This is a genomic window from Streptomyces sp. NBC_00038 (assembly GCF_026343635.1).
Lineage (GTDB): Bacteria > Actinomycetota > Actinomycetes > Streptomycetales > Streptomycetaceae > Streptomyces.
This window is the reverse complement of sequence record NZ_JAPELQ010000002.1, coordinates 594281-608587: the sequence shown is the minus strand read 5'-3', so window position 1 is coordinate 608587 and position 14307 is coordinate 594281. Positions and strand designations below refer to the sequence as shown.

10 protein-coding genes are annotated in these 14307 nt (G+C 71.8%); 3 read left to right on the top strand and 7 right to left on the bottom strand.

The features are described 5' to 3' along the window. Window positions 1–610: 610 nt before the first annotated feature. Window positions 611–1933, top strand: coding sequence for a S1 family peptidase (locus OG219_RS45835; protein ID WP_266837370.1), 1323 nt, complete (start codon window positions 611–613; stop codon window positions 1931–1933). 141 nt (window positions 1934–2074) lie between these two features. Here the strand turns inward: OG219_RS45835 and OG219_RS45830 are convergent, their stop codons facing one another. Next, window positions 2075–4132, bottom strand: coding sequence for a SpoIIE family protein phosphatase (locus OG219_RS45830; protein WP_266837982.1), 2058 nt, complete (start codon window positions 4130–4132; stop codon window positions 2075–2077). A 281-nt stretch (window positions 4133–4413) separates the two neighbouring features. On the opposite strand from OG219_RS45830, the gene OG219_RS45825 reads away from it, so the two are divergent. Together OG219_RS45825 and OG219_RS45820 are read left to right on the top strand one after the other, a co-directional pair. After that, window positions 4414–6846 (top strand): SpoIIE family protein phosphatase, encoded by a 2433-nt coding sequence (locus OG219_RS45825; RefSeq protein WP_266837368.1) that lies wholly within the window; start codon window positions 4414–4416, stop codon window positions 6844–6846. Window positions 6847–6905: 59 nt separating this feature from the next. Continuing rightward, window positions 6906–7409, top strand: coding sequence for a metallophosphoesterase (locus tag OG219_RS45820; protein ID WP_266837366.1), 504 nt, complete (start codon window positions 6906–6908; stop codon window positions 7407–7409). Between the two features lies 1 nt (window position 7410). Here the strand turns inward: OG219_RS45820 and OG219_RS45815 are convergent, their stop codons facing one another. The 6 genes from OG219_RS45815 to OG219_RS45790 are packed head-to-tail and all read right to left on the bottom strand — an operon-like array spanning window position 7411 to window position 14252. Continuing rightward, the gene (locus OG219_RS45815; RefSeq protein WP_266837364.1) at window positions 7411–8523 is read right to left on the bottom strand and encodes an XdhC/CoxI family protein; all 1113 of its coding nucleotides are present in this window, start codon (window positions 8521–8523) and stop codon (window positions 7411–7413) included. A gap of 40 nt (window positions 8524–8563) precedes the next feature. Further along, window positions 8564–9685, bottom strand: a complete 1122-nt coding sequence (locus tag OG219_RS45810) for a VWA domain-containing protein (protein ID WP_266837362.1) — start codon at window positions 9683–9685, stop codon at window positions 8564–8566. Between the two features lie 4 nt (window positions 9686–9689). Next, entirely contained in the window at window positions 9690–10574 is an 885-nt protein-coding gene (locus OG219_RS45805) for a MoxR family ATPase (protein ID WP_266837360.1), read from the bottom strand. Between the two features lie 5 nt (window positions 10575–10579). Further along, a complete protein-coding gene (locus tag OG219_RS45800; RefSeq protein WP_266837358.1) occupies window positions 10580–11428 on the bottom strand; it encodes a xanthine dehydrogenase family protein subunit M in 849 nt (282 codons plus the stop codon). Beyond that, window positions 11425–13785 (bottom strand): xanthine dehydrogenase family protein molybdopterin-binding subunit, encoded by a 2361-nt coding sequence (locus tag OG219_RS45795; protein WP_266837356.1) that lies wholly within the window; start codon window positions 13783–13785, stop codon window positions 11425–11427. Before OG219_RS45795 ends, OG219_RS45800 begins: the two co-directional genes overlap by 4 nt. Beyond that, window positions 13782–14252, bottom strand: a complete 471-nt coding sequence (locus tag OG219_RS45790) for a (2Fe-2S)-binding protein (RefSeq protein ID WP_266837354.1) — start codon at window positions 14250–14252, stop codon at window positions 13782–13784. Before OG219_RS45790 ends, OG219_RS45795 begins: the two co-directional genes overlap by 4 nt. Window positions 14253–14307: the final 55 nt, after the last annotated feature.

The following is a 14307-nucleotide window of genomic DNA, read 5'->3' as shown; positions in this document are numbered from 1 at the left end:
GGCCGCCACCGCAGGCGTCAGGCACCCGTTTCCGGGAGCCGCTGGAGTGACCCGTGACCCCCGCGGTGCAACGGATCAAAGCACGCTGCCGTGGCACGCATCCAATCAACCGACGCTCTCACCAGGGCAATTGAGCGCCAGATCCGGTCATCCGTGCAGGAGCGCGCACTGTTCGATGGCGACTTCTTCACATGCCGCGCGTCAACGTCGCGTGCATGCGGTTGCCACCCGCTTCTCGAACGGGACACTCCCGCCCCAATGGCCCCGCGCGCCTCTGCCCTCTGTGGAGATCCTTCGCACGCGGTGACTTCGTTGCGTATTCGGTGTGCAGATTCGCTGAAGCCAGGATTCCGGTCGGTGTTGTCGACGGGGTGTGACTGAGTACTCGCGGAGTGTGCAGTGCGGCTCGTCGAAAGAGCCCCTCGGCCGAGATGTGCGTACGGAAAGGTGCGATTGCCTCGCAATCCACGCCTTTGGCCTGCCTAACTCCTGCCATTTGTAAAGGCAGTTGAACACCCCATGTGACGCGTGCGTATCAACAGGCATCCAGGCGCCCCCCAGTTCAGCTGCAAGACGGCGGCAACGGACCCCGTCCCCAGGAGGTCAGAAGTTGAGTCACAAACGCATACCCAAGCGCAAGGCCGTAATAGCGGCAGGAAGCGTGGCGGCGCTCGGAGCAGCGGCACTTCTGCTGCCCAACGCGATGGCGTCCCAGACGGACTCGGACGACGCCACGGCCAGCGCCAAGACGTTCAAGGCGGCCGATGTCTCGGACCTCGCCTCGCAGCTCGCCTCCCAGCTGGGTGATGCCTTCGCCGGGTCGTACTACGACGCGGGCAACCAGCAGATCATCATCAACGTCGTCGGTAACAACAGCAATGTGATCAACGAGATCAAGGCTGCCGGCGCGGTCCCGAACCAGGTGCAGAACAGCACCGACGCGCTCGAGACCGCCGCCGCGACGCTGAAGGCCGACGCGACGATCCCGGGCACGGCTTGGTCCGTCGACCCGAAGACCAACGAGATCCGCGTCACCGCCGACTCCACGGTCACGGGCACCAGCTGGGACACGCTGGAGTCCACCGTCGAGGGCCTCGGCTCGGGCGTGGCGACCATCACGAAGTCCGCGGGCACCTTCAAGACCTACGTCGACGGCGGCGACGCCATCTTCGGCGGCGGCGCCCGCTGCTCCCTCGGCTTCAACGTCACCGCGGGCGACGGCGCCCCCGCCTTCCTCACCGCGGGCCACTGCGGTGTCGCGGCCGCCGAGTGGTCGGACGCGCAGGGCGGCGCCCCGATCGCCACGGTCGACCAGGCCACCTTCCCCGGTGACGGCGACTTCGCCCTCGTCAAGTACGACGACCCGGCCACGGTCGCCAACAGCGTGGTCAACATCGGCGACGGCCAGACCGTCGAGATCGCCCAGGCCGCCGAAGCCGCCGTGGGCCAGCAGGTCTTCCGGATGGGCAGCACCACGGGACTCTTCGACGGCACCGTCCTCGGTCTCGACGCCACCGTCAACTACCCGGAGGGCACGGTCACCGGGCTCATCCAGACCGACGTCTGCGCCGAACCCGGCGACAGCGGCGGCTCCCTGTTCACCCAGGACGGCAGCGCGATCGGACTGACCTCCGGCGGCAGCGGCGACTGCACCGTCGGCGGCGAGACCTTCTTCCAGCCCGTCACCACCGCCCTGGAAGCGGTCGGCGCGACGCTCGGCGCGGGCGACGCGGCCGGAGACGCCGGGGCCGGTGCGGAAGACCCGGGTGCAGAAGACCCCGGCGCCGTGGACCCCAGCGCGAGCGCCAGTGACCCGGCGGCAGGCGACGAGCAGGCCGGCGCAGGCGAAGAAGCGGGCGACACGGGCGACACGGGTGACGACACCGGCACCGGCCTGGACGACGGCTCGGGGCTCGTGAACATCAACCCCTGACACCCCTCGCACCGGTGACCCACAGCCACTGATCCGGCCGCGGAACACAGCGGTCCCGGTCGGCAGGTGGAAAGGTCCGGCCCTCCGGCGGGAGGGCCGGACCGCTCCTCGTTCCGGACACGCCGTACGGGTGCTCGCCCTTCAGCCGCGTGCCCGCAGGAGCAGCAGCGCGACGTCGTCGGGCCGCTCCTGCGGCTCCGCGTCCTCGCTCTGCACGAGGCGGTCGGCCAGCACGTCGAGCGGCTGGTCGCCGTACTCCGCGAGCCGTCGCCCGAGGCGGGCGATGGCCTCCTCGATGTCGACGCCGGGCGACTCGATCAGCCCGTCGGTGTAGAGGGCGAGCACGGAACCGGGGCCGAGCGGGACCTCGGTCGTCGGATACGTCGCCCCCGCGTCGATCCCGAGCAGCGGCCCCCCGGCCAGGTCGAGCACGCGGACCTTGCCGTCCGGCCGCCGCAGCAGCGGAGGCGGGTGGCCCGCACGCGCCATGACGGCCACCCCGCGCGCGGGTTCCAGCCGCAGATAGAGACAGCTGGCGAACAGTTCGCTGCCCAGGTCGATGAGTAGCCGGTTGGTGCTGCGCATGACCTCCTCGGGCGGCTGGCCGACGGTCGTGTACGCACGGACGGCCGTACGGATCTGCCCCATCAGGCCCGCCGCCGTGACGTTGTGCCCCTGTACGTCACCGATCACGGCCGCGGCCCGGCCCTGCGAGAGCACCAGGTCGTAGAAATCCCCGCCGATGTCCATGCCCTGGGTGGCCGGGAGATAGCGCGCGGCAGCCTCGATCGAGGGCACCGACGGCAGCGAGTGCGGCAGCAGCGCGGCCTGCAGACCGTGGGCGAGCCGGAGCTTGGCGTCGTAGAGAAGGGCCCGCGCCAGCGCCTGCGCGATCAGACCGCCCAGGCTCGTCAGCACGGCACGCTCGTCCGCCGGGAAGGAATGCCGTTCCGGGTACGCGAGGACGCAGACGCCCACCGGACGCCCGGACGCGATGAGCGGCAGATAGGCCCACGCCTCCATACCGTCGGGTGTCGTGTGCCGGGACGGATAGAGGCGCTCCAACTGCTCAAGGGAGTTGAAGAAGGCGGGAACACCGCTGTTCAGCGCCTGGGCGCCGGGGGTCTGCGCGTCGAGCGGCAGCCCGTCGAAGCGCTCCACGACGTGGGCGTCCGGGTATCCCCGGTGCCCGAGCACGTGCAGGCGGCCGGCCTGCGTGCCGAGGACCACCAGGGCCTGACTGCCGACGGCGGGCGCGATCTCGTCGGCGACCAGCTGCACCACGTCCTGCACGCTAGCCGCCTCCGTCAGCGCGCTGGCCAGGCTCAGCACATGCGAGATGGTCACCAGGCCGGGACGGCTGTCGTCGTCGTGCCCCGGTTCGGAGCGCCTCATCTCGGACACCGCCCGGGCCCGGGAGATCCGCACGCTCAGCCCGTTCGTACTGGGATACAGGCGGAACGACAGCCAGTCGCCGGGCGGCCGCAGCGCCACGAAGGACGTGACGTGCTGGCTGAGCAGCGCGGCCCGGTAGCGGTCCTCGTAGACGGGGTCGTTGAGCCAGGGCACGGACGCCCACAGCTGGGTGCCCAGCAGGCCGCTGACCGGGACGTCGAGCAACTCGGCCGTCGCCTCGTTGGCGTAGCTGACGCGCCCGTGCAGATCCAGCGCGCACAGTCCGTACGGCAGCCGTGCCACCATCCGCGCCGCCTCCACCGTGCCGAGCATGCCGGACGCGCTCGCCCCGGCGGCCGGCGCGAGCAGATCCGGCTCGGGATGCACCGGGTGGTGCGCCGCGGCGGCCCGCTCCAGGCGCAGCGCGAGCCGGTCGCAGGCCGCGGTGAGCTGACCGCGTTCCCGGTCGGACAGCTCGGGCGGATGCGATCCGGGCCAGGTCACGAAGACGGCGCCGTACACCGTGTTCCCCGTGGCCACCGGGAGAGCGGCCAGCGCGAAGGGATAGGGGAGCACCACGGCGACCCGTGGATAGCGGCCGGCCATCTGCTCCTCGCCGCTCACCCAGATCAGCCGCCGCTCCCGTACCGCCTCGGCGACCGGGATGGGCGCGCTGAGCCCCACCCGCTCCCAAGGGGCGGCGAAGGCCCTGGGCAGCCCCGCCATCACCGCCATCTCCAGGACCGGTTCGCCCGGCGCCAGCAGATATACCGCGCCGGAGTGCGCGTGGACCTCGTCCATCATCGAGGCCAGCGCCAGGGACAGCAGCGGCTGTCCGACCGGCGCCGGTCGAGTGGCCGGCGCCTGCCCGAAACCCTGCGAGACGGACACGCCGACCACCTCCTCGCAGGCCGCGTGATCAGGTCCCAGAGGTCAAGGCTCTCTCCTGGCGGCTCTTCGCGCACGGCGAGCGGGGGCCGTCCAAGCCGCCACACGGCCCGACGGCGGGTTCCGCCGGGGGCCTGACGTGCCGGGAACGGTCACAGGGGCTGCGCCGGAGCCCCGGAAGCGCTGTAATTACGGACGTGGTCAGTGAGGACGCTGCGGGACGCAGGACGCGAACGCCGCGTGCCGAACTTGCCCTCAAGACGCTCACGACCGACCTGAACCCTCGTGAGCGCCTGCGGCGAGTCCTCGAACAGGCCCTCGTCTTCACCGGCGCGACCGTCGTCGCGGTGTACGCGCCGACCCCGATCGGCGGCGAACTGCGCCTCGCCGAATCGGCGGGCGTGCCGAGAACCCTCTACGGGCTGCGCGACAGCTACCCCGTCACCGGCGGATCCCCGGCGGCGGAAGCGCACCGCTCCGGCAGGGCGCTCTGGCTCCGCCCCGAGGAAGTCGGCCGCCAGGCCGACGCCCGGCGAGGGCCCTCCCAGGACTTCTGGCTGGCCGCCCTGCCCCTGCGCGACGACGGCTGCCTGCTCGCCGTCAGCGAGCACCCGGACGGCTTCGACCCCGAGGACCGGGAGTGCCTGGGCCTGATCGCCGAGGCCGTCGTCTGCCCGCCGCCCGCCCCCGAGACGGGCACCGACGAGCTGCCCGCCAGCTCGTTCAGCCTCGCCTTGGACAGCGGACGTGTCGAGGTCGACGAGGAGATGCTGGAACTGTTCGGACTGAGTCCGGCCGACTTCGACGGCAAGGTGGAGACACTGCTGTCACTGACGGTTCCGGAGGACCTGCCCTCGCTGATGTCCGTGGTGGAGGCGGACCACATGTCCGTCGGTGACCGCGAGCTGGAGTTCCGGATCCTCCAGCCGTCCGGAGAGCAGAAGTGGCTGCGACTGCGCGGACATCTCCTGCCCGGCGGCGAGGGCCGCCCGGCACGCCTCGTGGGCACGGTCTCCGACGCCTCCAAGCTGCGCTCCGGCGGTAACGAAGTGGCCCGCGTCCAGCGGCTCGCCGCCGCTCTGGCCACCGCCGGCACCGTCCGCGACGTCGGCCGGGCCGTGGTCGCCGCCCTGCGCAAGCCCCTCCAGGCCGACCGGATCGCCGTCGCGGAACTGGAGGGGGACCGCCTCATCGTCACCGTCCTTGACCCGCCCGAGCCGGAGGCCTGGCCCGAGATGTGGCGGACCGAGTGGCGCTCGGAGTGGCCCGACGCACCCGTGCGCGCCATGCCGACCCTCGCCGCGGCCCTGAGTGAGGGGCGCGCCGCGATCTGGCCCGCCGGGACGGACCTGGAGCCCGCCCTCGCCGACGTGGGCCCCGGAGGCCTCGCCGTCCTGCCGCTGCCCGCCGCCGGACGCATCGCCGGCGCCTGCCTGATCGGCTGGGACACCCCGCACGACTTCGGCCCCGACGAACGCGCCCTGCTCACCGCCGCCGCGGGCCTCACCGGCCAGGCCCTGATGCGCGCCCACGCCTTCGACGCCGAACACGAACTGATCGGCATGCTCCAGCGCACCCTGCTCCCGCGCCGCCTGCCCAAGCTGCCCGGCGCGGTCGCCGTCGCCCGCTATCTGCCCACCACGTCGGGCCTGGAGGTCGGCGGCGACTGGTACGACGTGATCCCGCTCCCCGACAACCACGTCGCCCTCGTCATCGGCGACGTCCAGGGCCACAACGCCTCGGCCGCGACCCTCATGGGCCAGATGCGGACGGCCCTGCGCGCGTACGCCGTCGAGGGACACCCCCCGGACGTCGTGGTCTCGCACGCCAACCGCCTCCTCATGGACCTGGAGACCGACCTCTTCGCGACCTGCTGCTACGTCGACGTGGACATGGAGGAGGGCTCCGCCTGGTGCGTACGCGCCGGGCATCTGCCCCCGGTGCTGCGTCACCCGGACGGCGGAACGCACATCGCCTGGTCCGAGGGCGGACCGCCGCTCGGCGTCCTCACCCAGGCCGACTTCCCCATGAGCCCGCTGCGCCTGCCGCCCGGCACCATCGTCGCCCTGACCACCGACGGCCTTGTCGAGTCCGCCGTGGTCGACATCGAGGACGGCCTGGCCCGGCTCGCCGGAGAGCTGGCAGCCTCCGACCCGGCCCACCTCGGACTCGTGGCAGACCGACTCCTCGCGGGCGCCAACCGCAGCGACGACGTCGCCCTCCTCCTCATGCGCTACGACGGCATGGCGCTGCGCCCGCTCCGCGAGAGCTGGACGGTCTGGCGCGTCCCCGAGGCGGTCCGGCACGCCCGCCGCTTCACCAGACGCACCCTGCGCGCCTGGGGCGTGCCCGGCGAGGCGGACGCCGCGCTCCTCGTCGTCTCCGAACTCGTCACCAACGCCCTCGTCCACACCGACGGACAGGTCAGGCTCGACCTCACCCTCATCAACAACCGCTTCAGAATCGCGGTCGCCGACAACTCACCCCGTACACCGATCAAGCCCACCAGCATCGGCTGGGAGGCCACCGGCGGACGCGGGATTCTCCTTGTCGAGGCGATGTCGGCGGCTTGGGGGACGGTGCCGGTCAGCGGGGGGAAGCAGGTGTGGAGCGAAATCCTGCTGGACTAGCGGGATTCACCTGGACTGGCGGAATTCACCTGGGCTGACGTGCCACTAGCGTGGACCGCGTGCGTCTGCTCCTGATGTCCGACACCCACCTCCCCAAGCGTGCGCGAGAGCTCCCCGCGCCGCTGCTGGCCGAACTCCCGCTCGCCGACGCCGTGATCCACGCAGGCGACTGGGTGGACACCGCGACCCTCGACCTCCTGGAGAGCCGGTCGACCAGGCTGATCGGCGTCCACGGCAACAACGACGGCCCCGAACTGCGCGCCCGCCTCCCCGAAGTCGCCCGTGCCGAGCTGGGTGGCCTGCACTTCGGAGTCGTCCATGAGACCGGCGCCGCCGAGGGGCGCGAGCGTCGCTGCGCGGTCCGCTTTCCCGACCTCGACGTCCTGGTCTTCGGCCACAGCCACATCCCGTGGGACACCACCACGGACAACGGCCTGCGGCTCCTCAACCCCGGCTCCCCGACCGACCGTCGCCGCCAGCCCCACTGCACGTACATGACGGCACAGGTGACGGACGGCCGGCTGACGGACGTACATCTCCACCGGCTGCCCCCGCGCACCTGATTCAGGTTGTCGCCCACCGACCCGGATGAATCGCCCCGCCCGTAGCCGTGAGCGGAGCGCCGCTGCCGCCCCACCGCAGGGCGACGATCTCCGCGGCGACGGACACGGCCACCTCCTCCGGTGTGCGGGCTCCGAGGTCGAGCCCGACCGGCGAGCGCAGCCGGGACAGTTCGCTCTCGCCGAACCCGGCGTCCACCAGCCGCTTCATCCGGTCGTCGTGGGTTCGCCGGCTGCCCATCGCGCCGATGTACGCGGCCGGGCGGCGCAGTGCCTCCTCAAGGAGCGGTACGTCGAACTTCGGGTCGTGGGTGAGGACGCAGATCACCGTGCGGTCGTCGGTGGTCGTGCCCTTCAGGTAGCGGTGCGGCCAGTCGACGACGACCTCCACGCCCGCCGGGAACCGTTTCGGCGTGGCGAAGACCGGGCGGGCGTCGCACACCGTGACCCGGTAGCCGAGGAAGTCGCCGATGCGGGCGACGGCGGCGGCGTAGTCGATCGCGCCGAAGACGAGCATGCGGGGTGGCGGTGCGAAGGAGTGGAGGAAGACGGTGACGTCGTCCTCGCGGCGTTCGCCGTGCGGGCCGTAGTGCCGTTGTCCGGTGGCGCCCTGGGCCAGTTCGCCTCGTGCGTCGGCCGTGACGGCCACGTCCAGGCCGGTCGACCCGAGCGAGCCGGACACCTCGTCCGGCCACACGGAGAGGGTGGCCCCGCGCGGCGCCGGGCCGTCGATCACCGTCGCCACGGTCACCGGGCGGCCCGCGGCCACCGACTCGGCAACCGCCCCGAAGGTGGGATCCTCCTCGCGCGACACCCGGCGTACGAGCAGTGTGATCTCGCCGCCGCAGGTCAGGCCCACGGCGAAGGCGTCCTCGTCGCTGTACCCGAAGGTCGCCAGGCGTGCCTCGCCGGACTCCACCACCTCCTGGGCCAGCTCGAACACAGCGCCCTCGACGCAGCCGCCGGACACGCTGCCCACGGCCTCGTCGCCGGGGCCCACGCCCATGGCCGCGCCCGGATCGCGCGGCGCGCTGCGGCTGACGGCGACCACTGTGGCGAGCCCGAACGGGGACCCCGCCGTGTACCACCGGTTCAGCGCCGGGAGGATCTCACGCATCGCTCGCTCCCTTCCTTGCCCACTGCCGACCGCGTCTCTCTCAAGGATCCGCTCCTCTCACCACCGCCGCCAGACGCTCCAGCGCGGCCAGGCTGTGCCCCTCGACGAACGCGTCCACGCTCGGCAACGCCGCCGCCATCCCGGCGGCCAGAGGCGCGTAACCGGGGCGGGCCTTGCGCGGATTGGCCCAGATCACCCGGTGTGCGAGCCGGTGCAAGCGTCGCATCTGGCCCGCGAGCAGGGCAGGATCGCCACGCTCCCAGCCGTCCGACAGCAGCACCACGACCGCGCCGCGCGCCATGCCCCGCTGTCCCCACCGATCGAGGTACCCGCGCAGCATCTCACCGAGCCGGGTGCCGCCGCTCCAGTCCGGGACCGCCGCCGCGAGCGCCGCCATGGCCGCGTCGGGATCACGGTGCGCCAGCTCGCGTGTCACCCGGGTCAGCCGTGTGCCGATGGTGAACACCTCCGTACGGGCGGTGCCGTGGGTGGCCGCGTGCGCGAAACGCAGCAGCGCGTTCGCGTACGCCGCCATCGAGCCGCTCACATCCACGAGCAGCACGACCCTGCGCGGGCGTTCGGCCCGTTCGTGCCGCAGCAGCCGCGCCGGTTCACCGCCCCGCTTCAGCAACTCCCGTACGGTGCGACGCGGATCGACGCTCCCACGCCGGGCCGGATGCCGCCGCGCGGTACGGCGCACCTCGCCGCGCAGCGTGAACGCGGCAAGGAGCCGCCGCAGTTGCTCCTTCTCGGCGGCGGTCAGCCCGGCGAGGTCGCGGTGCCGCAGTACGTCGGTGGAGCTGGCCAGCGCGGGCGCGGGAATGGTGTCCTCGGCCCGTGTCGCGGCCCGGGGAGCGGGACCGGCGTCGCGTACGGCCATCCGTAGCCGCGGCGGGGGAGTGAACCGGGTCTGCGCCACGTCGGCGCTCGCGTCGAAGTACCCCGCGAAGACCCGCTCGTAGCGCTCCAGATCGTCCCGGCTCCCGCACAGGGTGAGGCGTCCGGCCCAGTACACGTCGGCGCGACTGCCGGGATCGAGGAGTTCGAGCGCGCCGAGAAAGGCCTGCACCCGGTCGGGCCCCGCGTCGACACCCGCGGCGCGCAACGCACGAGCGAACCCGACGAGGACGGCGGACGCGTCGACCGCCTGGGGATGCGGCACGGCCTCACGCCCCTCGCGCCGCGAGGATCGCCGACAGATCGAGGCCGCGCGCCCGCTCCACGTCCTCCCGGTACTTCAGGACCGAGCCCAGCGTCGTCACCGCCAGCTCGGCGTCCACCTCGGTCGCGCCCAGCGCGTCCAGGGCCTGGGCCCAGTCGATGGTCTCGGCCACTCCGGGCGGCTTGAGGAGATCCTCGGACCGCAGGGCCTGGACCAGCGCGGTCACCTGCTCGGTCAGCCGGGCGGTCACACCCGGCAACCTCCGCCTCACGATGGCGAGTTCACGGGCGAAGCCCGGATGGTCGAACCAGTGGTAGAGACACCGGCGTTTCAGCGCGTCGTGCACCTCGCGAGTGCGGTTCGAGGTGAGCACCACGACCGGCGGCGACTCGGCCCGCAGCGTGCCCAGTTCGGGGATGGTGACCGCGTACTCCGACAGCAGCTCAAGGAGAAAGGCCTCGAACTCGTCGTCCGCGCGGTCGACTTCGTCGACGAGCAGCACTGACGGCTGGGTCTCCAGGGCCTGGAGGAGGGGCCGCGCGATGAGGAACCGCCGGTCGTACAGCTCTCCTTCGAGCCGGTCGGCATCCTTGACGCCCGCCGCTTCGGCGGCCCGCAGATGGAGGAGCTGACGCGGGAAGTCCCAGTCGTACAGTGCCTGGGACGCGTCGATTCCCTCGTGGCACTGGAGCCGGATCAACGGGGCGCCGGTCGCCTCCGCGAGGGCGGACGCGAGCGCGGTCTTGCCCACGCCCGCGTCGCCCTCGCAGAAGATCGGCCGGTGCAGCCGCAGCGCCAGGAAGCAGGCCACGGCCAGCCCGTCGTCGACGAGATACCCGGTCTTCTCCAGCCGGGCCCGCACCTCTTCCGGCCCGCTCACCTCGTGCATCCGCGCTACTCCATGGCGGCAAGCACCGCGCGCCGCGTGAGCACCCGGGCGAGGTGCGCGCGGTACTCGGGCGAGGCCGACGGATCGGACGTGGGATGCGTGCCGTCCGCCACCACCTGGGCGGCCCGCCGCACCGCGCCCTCCACGGAGGCGCCGACAAGAGCCTCCTCGGTCGCGGCGGCCCGCAGCGGTGTCGAGCCCATGTTCGTCAGCCCGATCCGCGACTCGGCGATCTGCCCGTTCTCGCGCCGTACCAGCGCCGCGACGCCGACCACCGCCCAGGCCTGCGCGACCCGCTGGAACTTCTCGTAGTGGAAGCCCCAGCCGTCGGTCGTCGGGATCTCCACCTCCACCAGCAGTTCGTCCGGCCGAAGCGCGGTCTGCAGGTAGTCGACGAAGAACTCGCGGGCCGGGATGGCCCGCCGCCCCGCCGGTCCCTCCGCGATCAGGGTCGCGTCGAGCGCGAGGATCACGGCGGGCAGGTCACCGGCCGGATCGGCGTGCGCGAGCGCACCCCCGAGGGTGCCGCGATGGCGTATCGCGGGATCGGCGACCGTGGCCGTGGCCGCGGCGAGCAGCCCGGCGTGACGGCGTACCAGCGGGTCGCGGATGACGTCGTGGTGCGAGGTCAGTGCGCCGATGATCAGCTTGCCCTCGCTCTCGCGGACCCCGCGCAGCTCCGGGATCCGGCCGACGTCGACGACGAGTTCCGGGAAGGTGAGCCGCAGCCGGAGCAGCGGCAGCAGGCTCTGCCCGCCGGCCAGCACCTTCGCGTCCTCGCCCGCGTCCGCGAGCGTGCGCAGGGCCTCGTCGACGCTCGTGGGCCTCGCGTACTCGAATGCCGGGGGAATCATGCCGACGCCTCCTCGATCGCTTGCCACACCCGTTGCGGCGTACAGGGCATCGCCACCTCGGTCACGCCCAGCGGGCGCAGCGCGTCCATGATCGCGTTGACGACCGCGGGCGTCGAAGCGATGGTCCCCGCCTCGCCGACTCCCTTGGAGCCAAGGGGATTCGACGTGGCGGGCGTCTCGGTCCTGCCGGTCACGAACTCGGGCAGGTCGGCAGCCGAGGGCACGAGATAGTCGGCCATCGTCCCGGAGACCAGGTTGCCGTCGTCGTCGTACACGGCCTCCTCGTACAGGGCCTGCGCGATGCCCTGCGCGATCCCGCCGTGCACCTGACCCTCGACGATCATCGGGTTGATGACCCGGCCGACGTCGTCGACACAGACGTAACTGCGGATGGTCGTCCGCCCGGTCTCGGTGTCCACCTCGACCGCGCACAGGTGGGTGCCGTGCGGGTAGGAGAAGTTCTCCGGATCGACCAGGTGCTCGGCGTTGATGGTGGGTTCCATGCCGTCGGGCAGGTCGTGCGAGGAGAAGGTCTCGAAGGCGATCTCCTGGATGGTCTTGCGTGCCTCGGGCGAGCCCTTCACGGAGAACACGCCGTGGGTGAACTCCAGGTCGTGCTCATTGGCTTCGAGCAGATGCGCGGCCACCTTCCGCGCCTTCTCCACCACCTTCTGACCGGCGTGGTGCACCGCCGCCCCGCCGACGACGAGTGAGCGCGAACCGTAGGTGTCCATGCCCTGCGGTGTCGTCTTGGTGTCGCCGTGCAGCACCTCGATGTCCTCGAAGGGCACCCCGAGCACATCGGCGGCGATCTGACTCCAGCAGGTCACATGCCCTTGCCCGTGCGGACTGGTGCCCGTGACCACCTCGACCTTGCCGGTGGGCAGCATCCGGATGCTCGCCGCCTCCCAGCCCCCGGCCGAGTACCGCAGATCGCGCAGCACCCGGCTCGGCGCGAGCCCGCACATCTCGGTGTACGTGGACACCCCGATGCCCAGGCGCACGAGGTCACCGCGCTCGTTCCGCTTCTGCTGCTCCGCGCGCAGGTCGTCGTATCCGAAGAGCGCGAGCGCCTTGTCCGTGGCGGCCTCGTAGTTGCCGCTGTCGTACGTCAGACCCGCGACGGACGTGTACGGGAACTCCTCGTGGCCGATCCAGTTGAGGCGCCTCAACTCGATGGGATCCAGGTCGAGTTCGACGGCCAGCTCGTCCATGATCCGTTCGATGGCGTACGTCGCCTCCGGGCGCCCGGCGCCACGGTAGGCGTCCGTCGGCGTCCTGGTCGTGAAGACTCCGGTGCAGGTGAAGTCGTACGCGTCCATCTTGTAGATCGCCGGATACATGAAGGCACCCAGGATCGGGATGCCGGGCGTGACGAGCATCAGGTACGCGCCCATGTCGGCGAGGAGATCGACCTTGAGGCCGAGCAGCCTGCCCTCGCGGGTGGCGGCGATCTCGATGTCCTGGATCATGCCGCGGCCGTGGTGGGTCGCGAGGTAGCCCTCGGAACGCGACTCGGTCCACTTCACCGGGCGTCCCAGCCTGCGCGCGACGGCGAGGGCGAGTGCTTCCTCGCCGTACACCTGGAGCTTGGAGCCGAAGCCGCCGCCGACGTCGGGGGCGATCACGCGCAGCTTGTGCTCGGGGATGCCGGTGACGACGGAGAGCATGATCCGCAGGATGTGCGGGATCTGGGTGGAGGAGTGGACGGTGTACTCGCCGGACGCCGCGAGTGGGGTGACGACGACGGCGCGAGGCTCCATGGCGTTGGGGATGAGCCGCTGCTGAACGTAGCGCCTGCGCAGTACGACCTCGGCGCGCTCGCGGACGGACGCGTAGTCCTCACCCGTGGCGAGCGGCCAGTCGTAGCAGCGGTTGGTGCCCTTGTCGGCGTGGACCAGCGGGGCGTCCTCGGCGAGGGCGGCCTCCAGATCGAGGACCGGGGGCAGCGGCGCGTAGTCGACCTCGATGAACTCCAGGGCGTCGGCGGCCGCGTACCGGTCGCGGGCCACGACGACGGCCACCGGATCGCCCGCGTAGCGGACCTCGTCGACGGCGATCGGCGGGTGGTCGGGGTGGACGATGTCCTCGGTGACCGGCCAGGCGCACGGCAGCGAGCCGAGGCCTTCGGCGAGATCGCTGCCGCTGAACGCGGCCACCACGCCCGGCTGTTCGCGTGCCGGAGTGACGTCGATCCGGTCGATGCGGGCGTGCGCCATGGGGCTGCGCAGGATCGCCAGGTGCAGCAGACCGTTGACGCTGATGTTGTCCGTCCAGTTGGTCTGGCCCGTGACGAGCCGGGCGTCCTCCTTGCGGGGCCGGGAACGCCCGACCTCCCGCTCCGTCGTCCCACTCATGTCGAGGCCCCCTGTCCGGAGGCGGCGAGGACCGCGCGCACGATGTTCTGGTAGCCGGTGCACCGGCAGAGGTTGCCTTCCAGGGCTTCCCGTACGTCCCCCGCACCCGGGTCCGGGTTCTCGCGGAGCAGATCACGCGCCGCCATGATCATGCCCGGCGTGCAGTAGCCGCACTGCAGCGCGTGCCGCTCGTGGAACGCCTTCTGCAGCGGATGCCACTCCCCGTCACGGGCCAGCCCCTGGACCGTCGTCACTTCGCTCCCGTCCGCCTGGACGGCGAGCACCGAGCAGCTCTTGACGGTCACCCCGTCCAGATCGACCGTGCACGCCCCGCAGTTGGAGGTGTCGCAGCCGATCGGGGTGCCGGTCAGACCCAGCCGGTCACGCAGATAGTGGATCAGCAGGAGACGGGGTTCCACCTCGTCCTCGTACGTCGTGCCGTCCACCTTCACCGAGATACGGGTCATGTGCCCTCCCAGGGAACCGTGCGAGGGGTGGTAGGAAATCAGCCACCGGACGTGA

Bases quoted from the DNA above. Each gene is read 5' to 3' on its own strand.
- OG219_RS45795 (WP_266837356.1), bottom strand. From the start codon at position 13,785: ATGAGTGGGACGACGGAGCGGGAGGTCGGGCGTTCCCGGCCCCGCAAG.
- OG219_RS45790 (WP_266837354.1), bottom strand. From the start codon at position 14,252: ATGACCCGTATCTCGGTGAAGGTGGACGGCACGACGTACGAGGACGAG.
- OG219_RS45830 (WP_266837982.1), bottom strand. From the start codon at position 4,132: ATGATGGACGAGGTCCACGCGCACTCCGGCGCGGTATATCTGCTGGCG.
- OG219_RS45800 (WP_266837358.1), bottom strand. From the start codon at position 11,428: ATGATTCCCCCGGCATTCGAGTACGCGAGGCCCACGAGCGTCGACGAG.
- OG219_RS45815 (WP_266837364.1), bottom strand. From the start codon at position 8,523: ATGCGTGAGATCCTCCCGGCGCTGAACCGGTGGTACACGGCGGGGTCC.
- OG219_RS45805 (WP_266837360.1), bottom strand. From the start codon at position 10,574: ATGCACGAGGTGAGCGGGCCGGAAGAGGTGCGGGCCCGGCTGGAGAAG.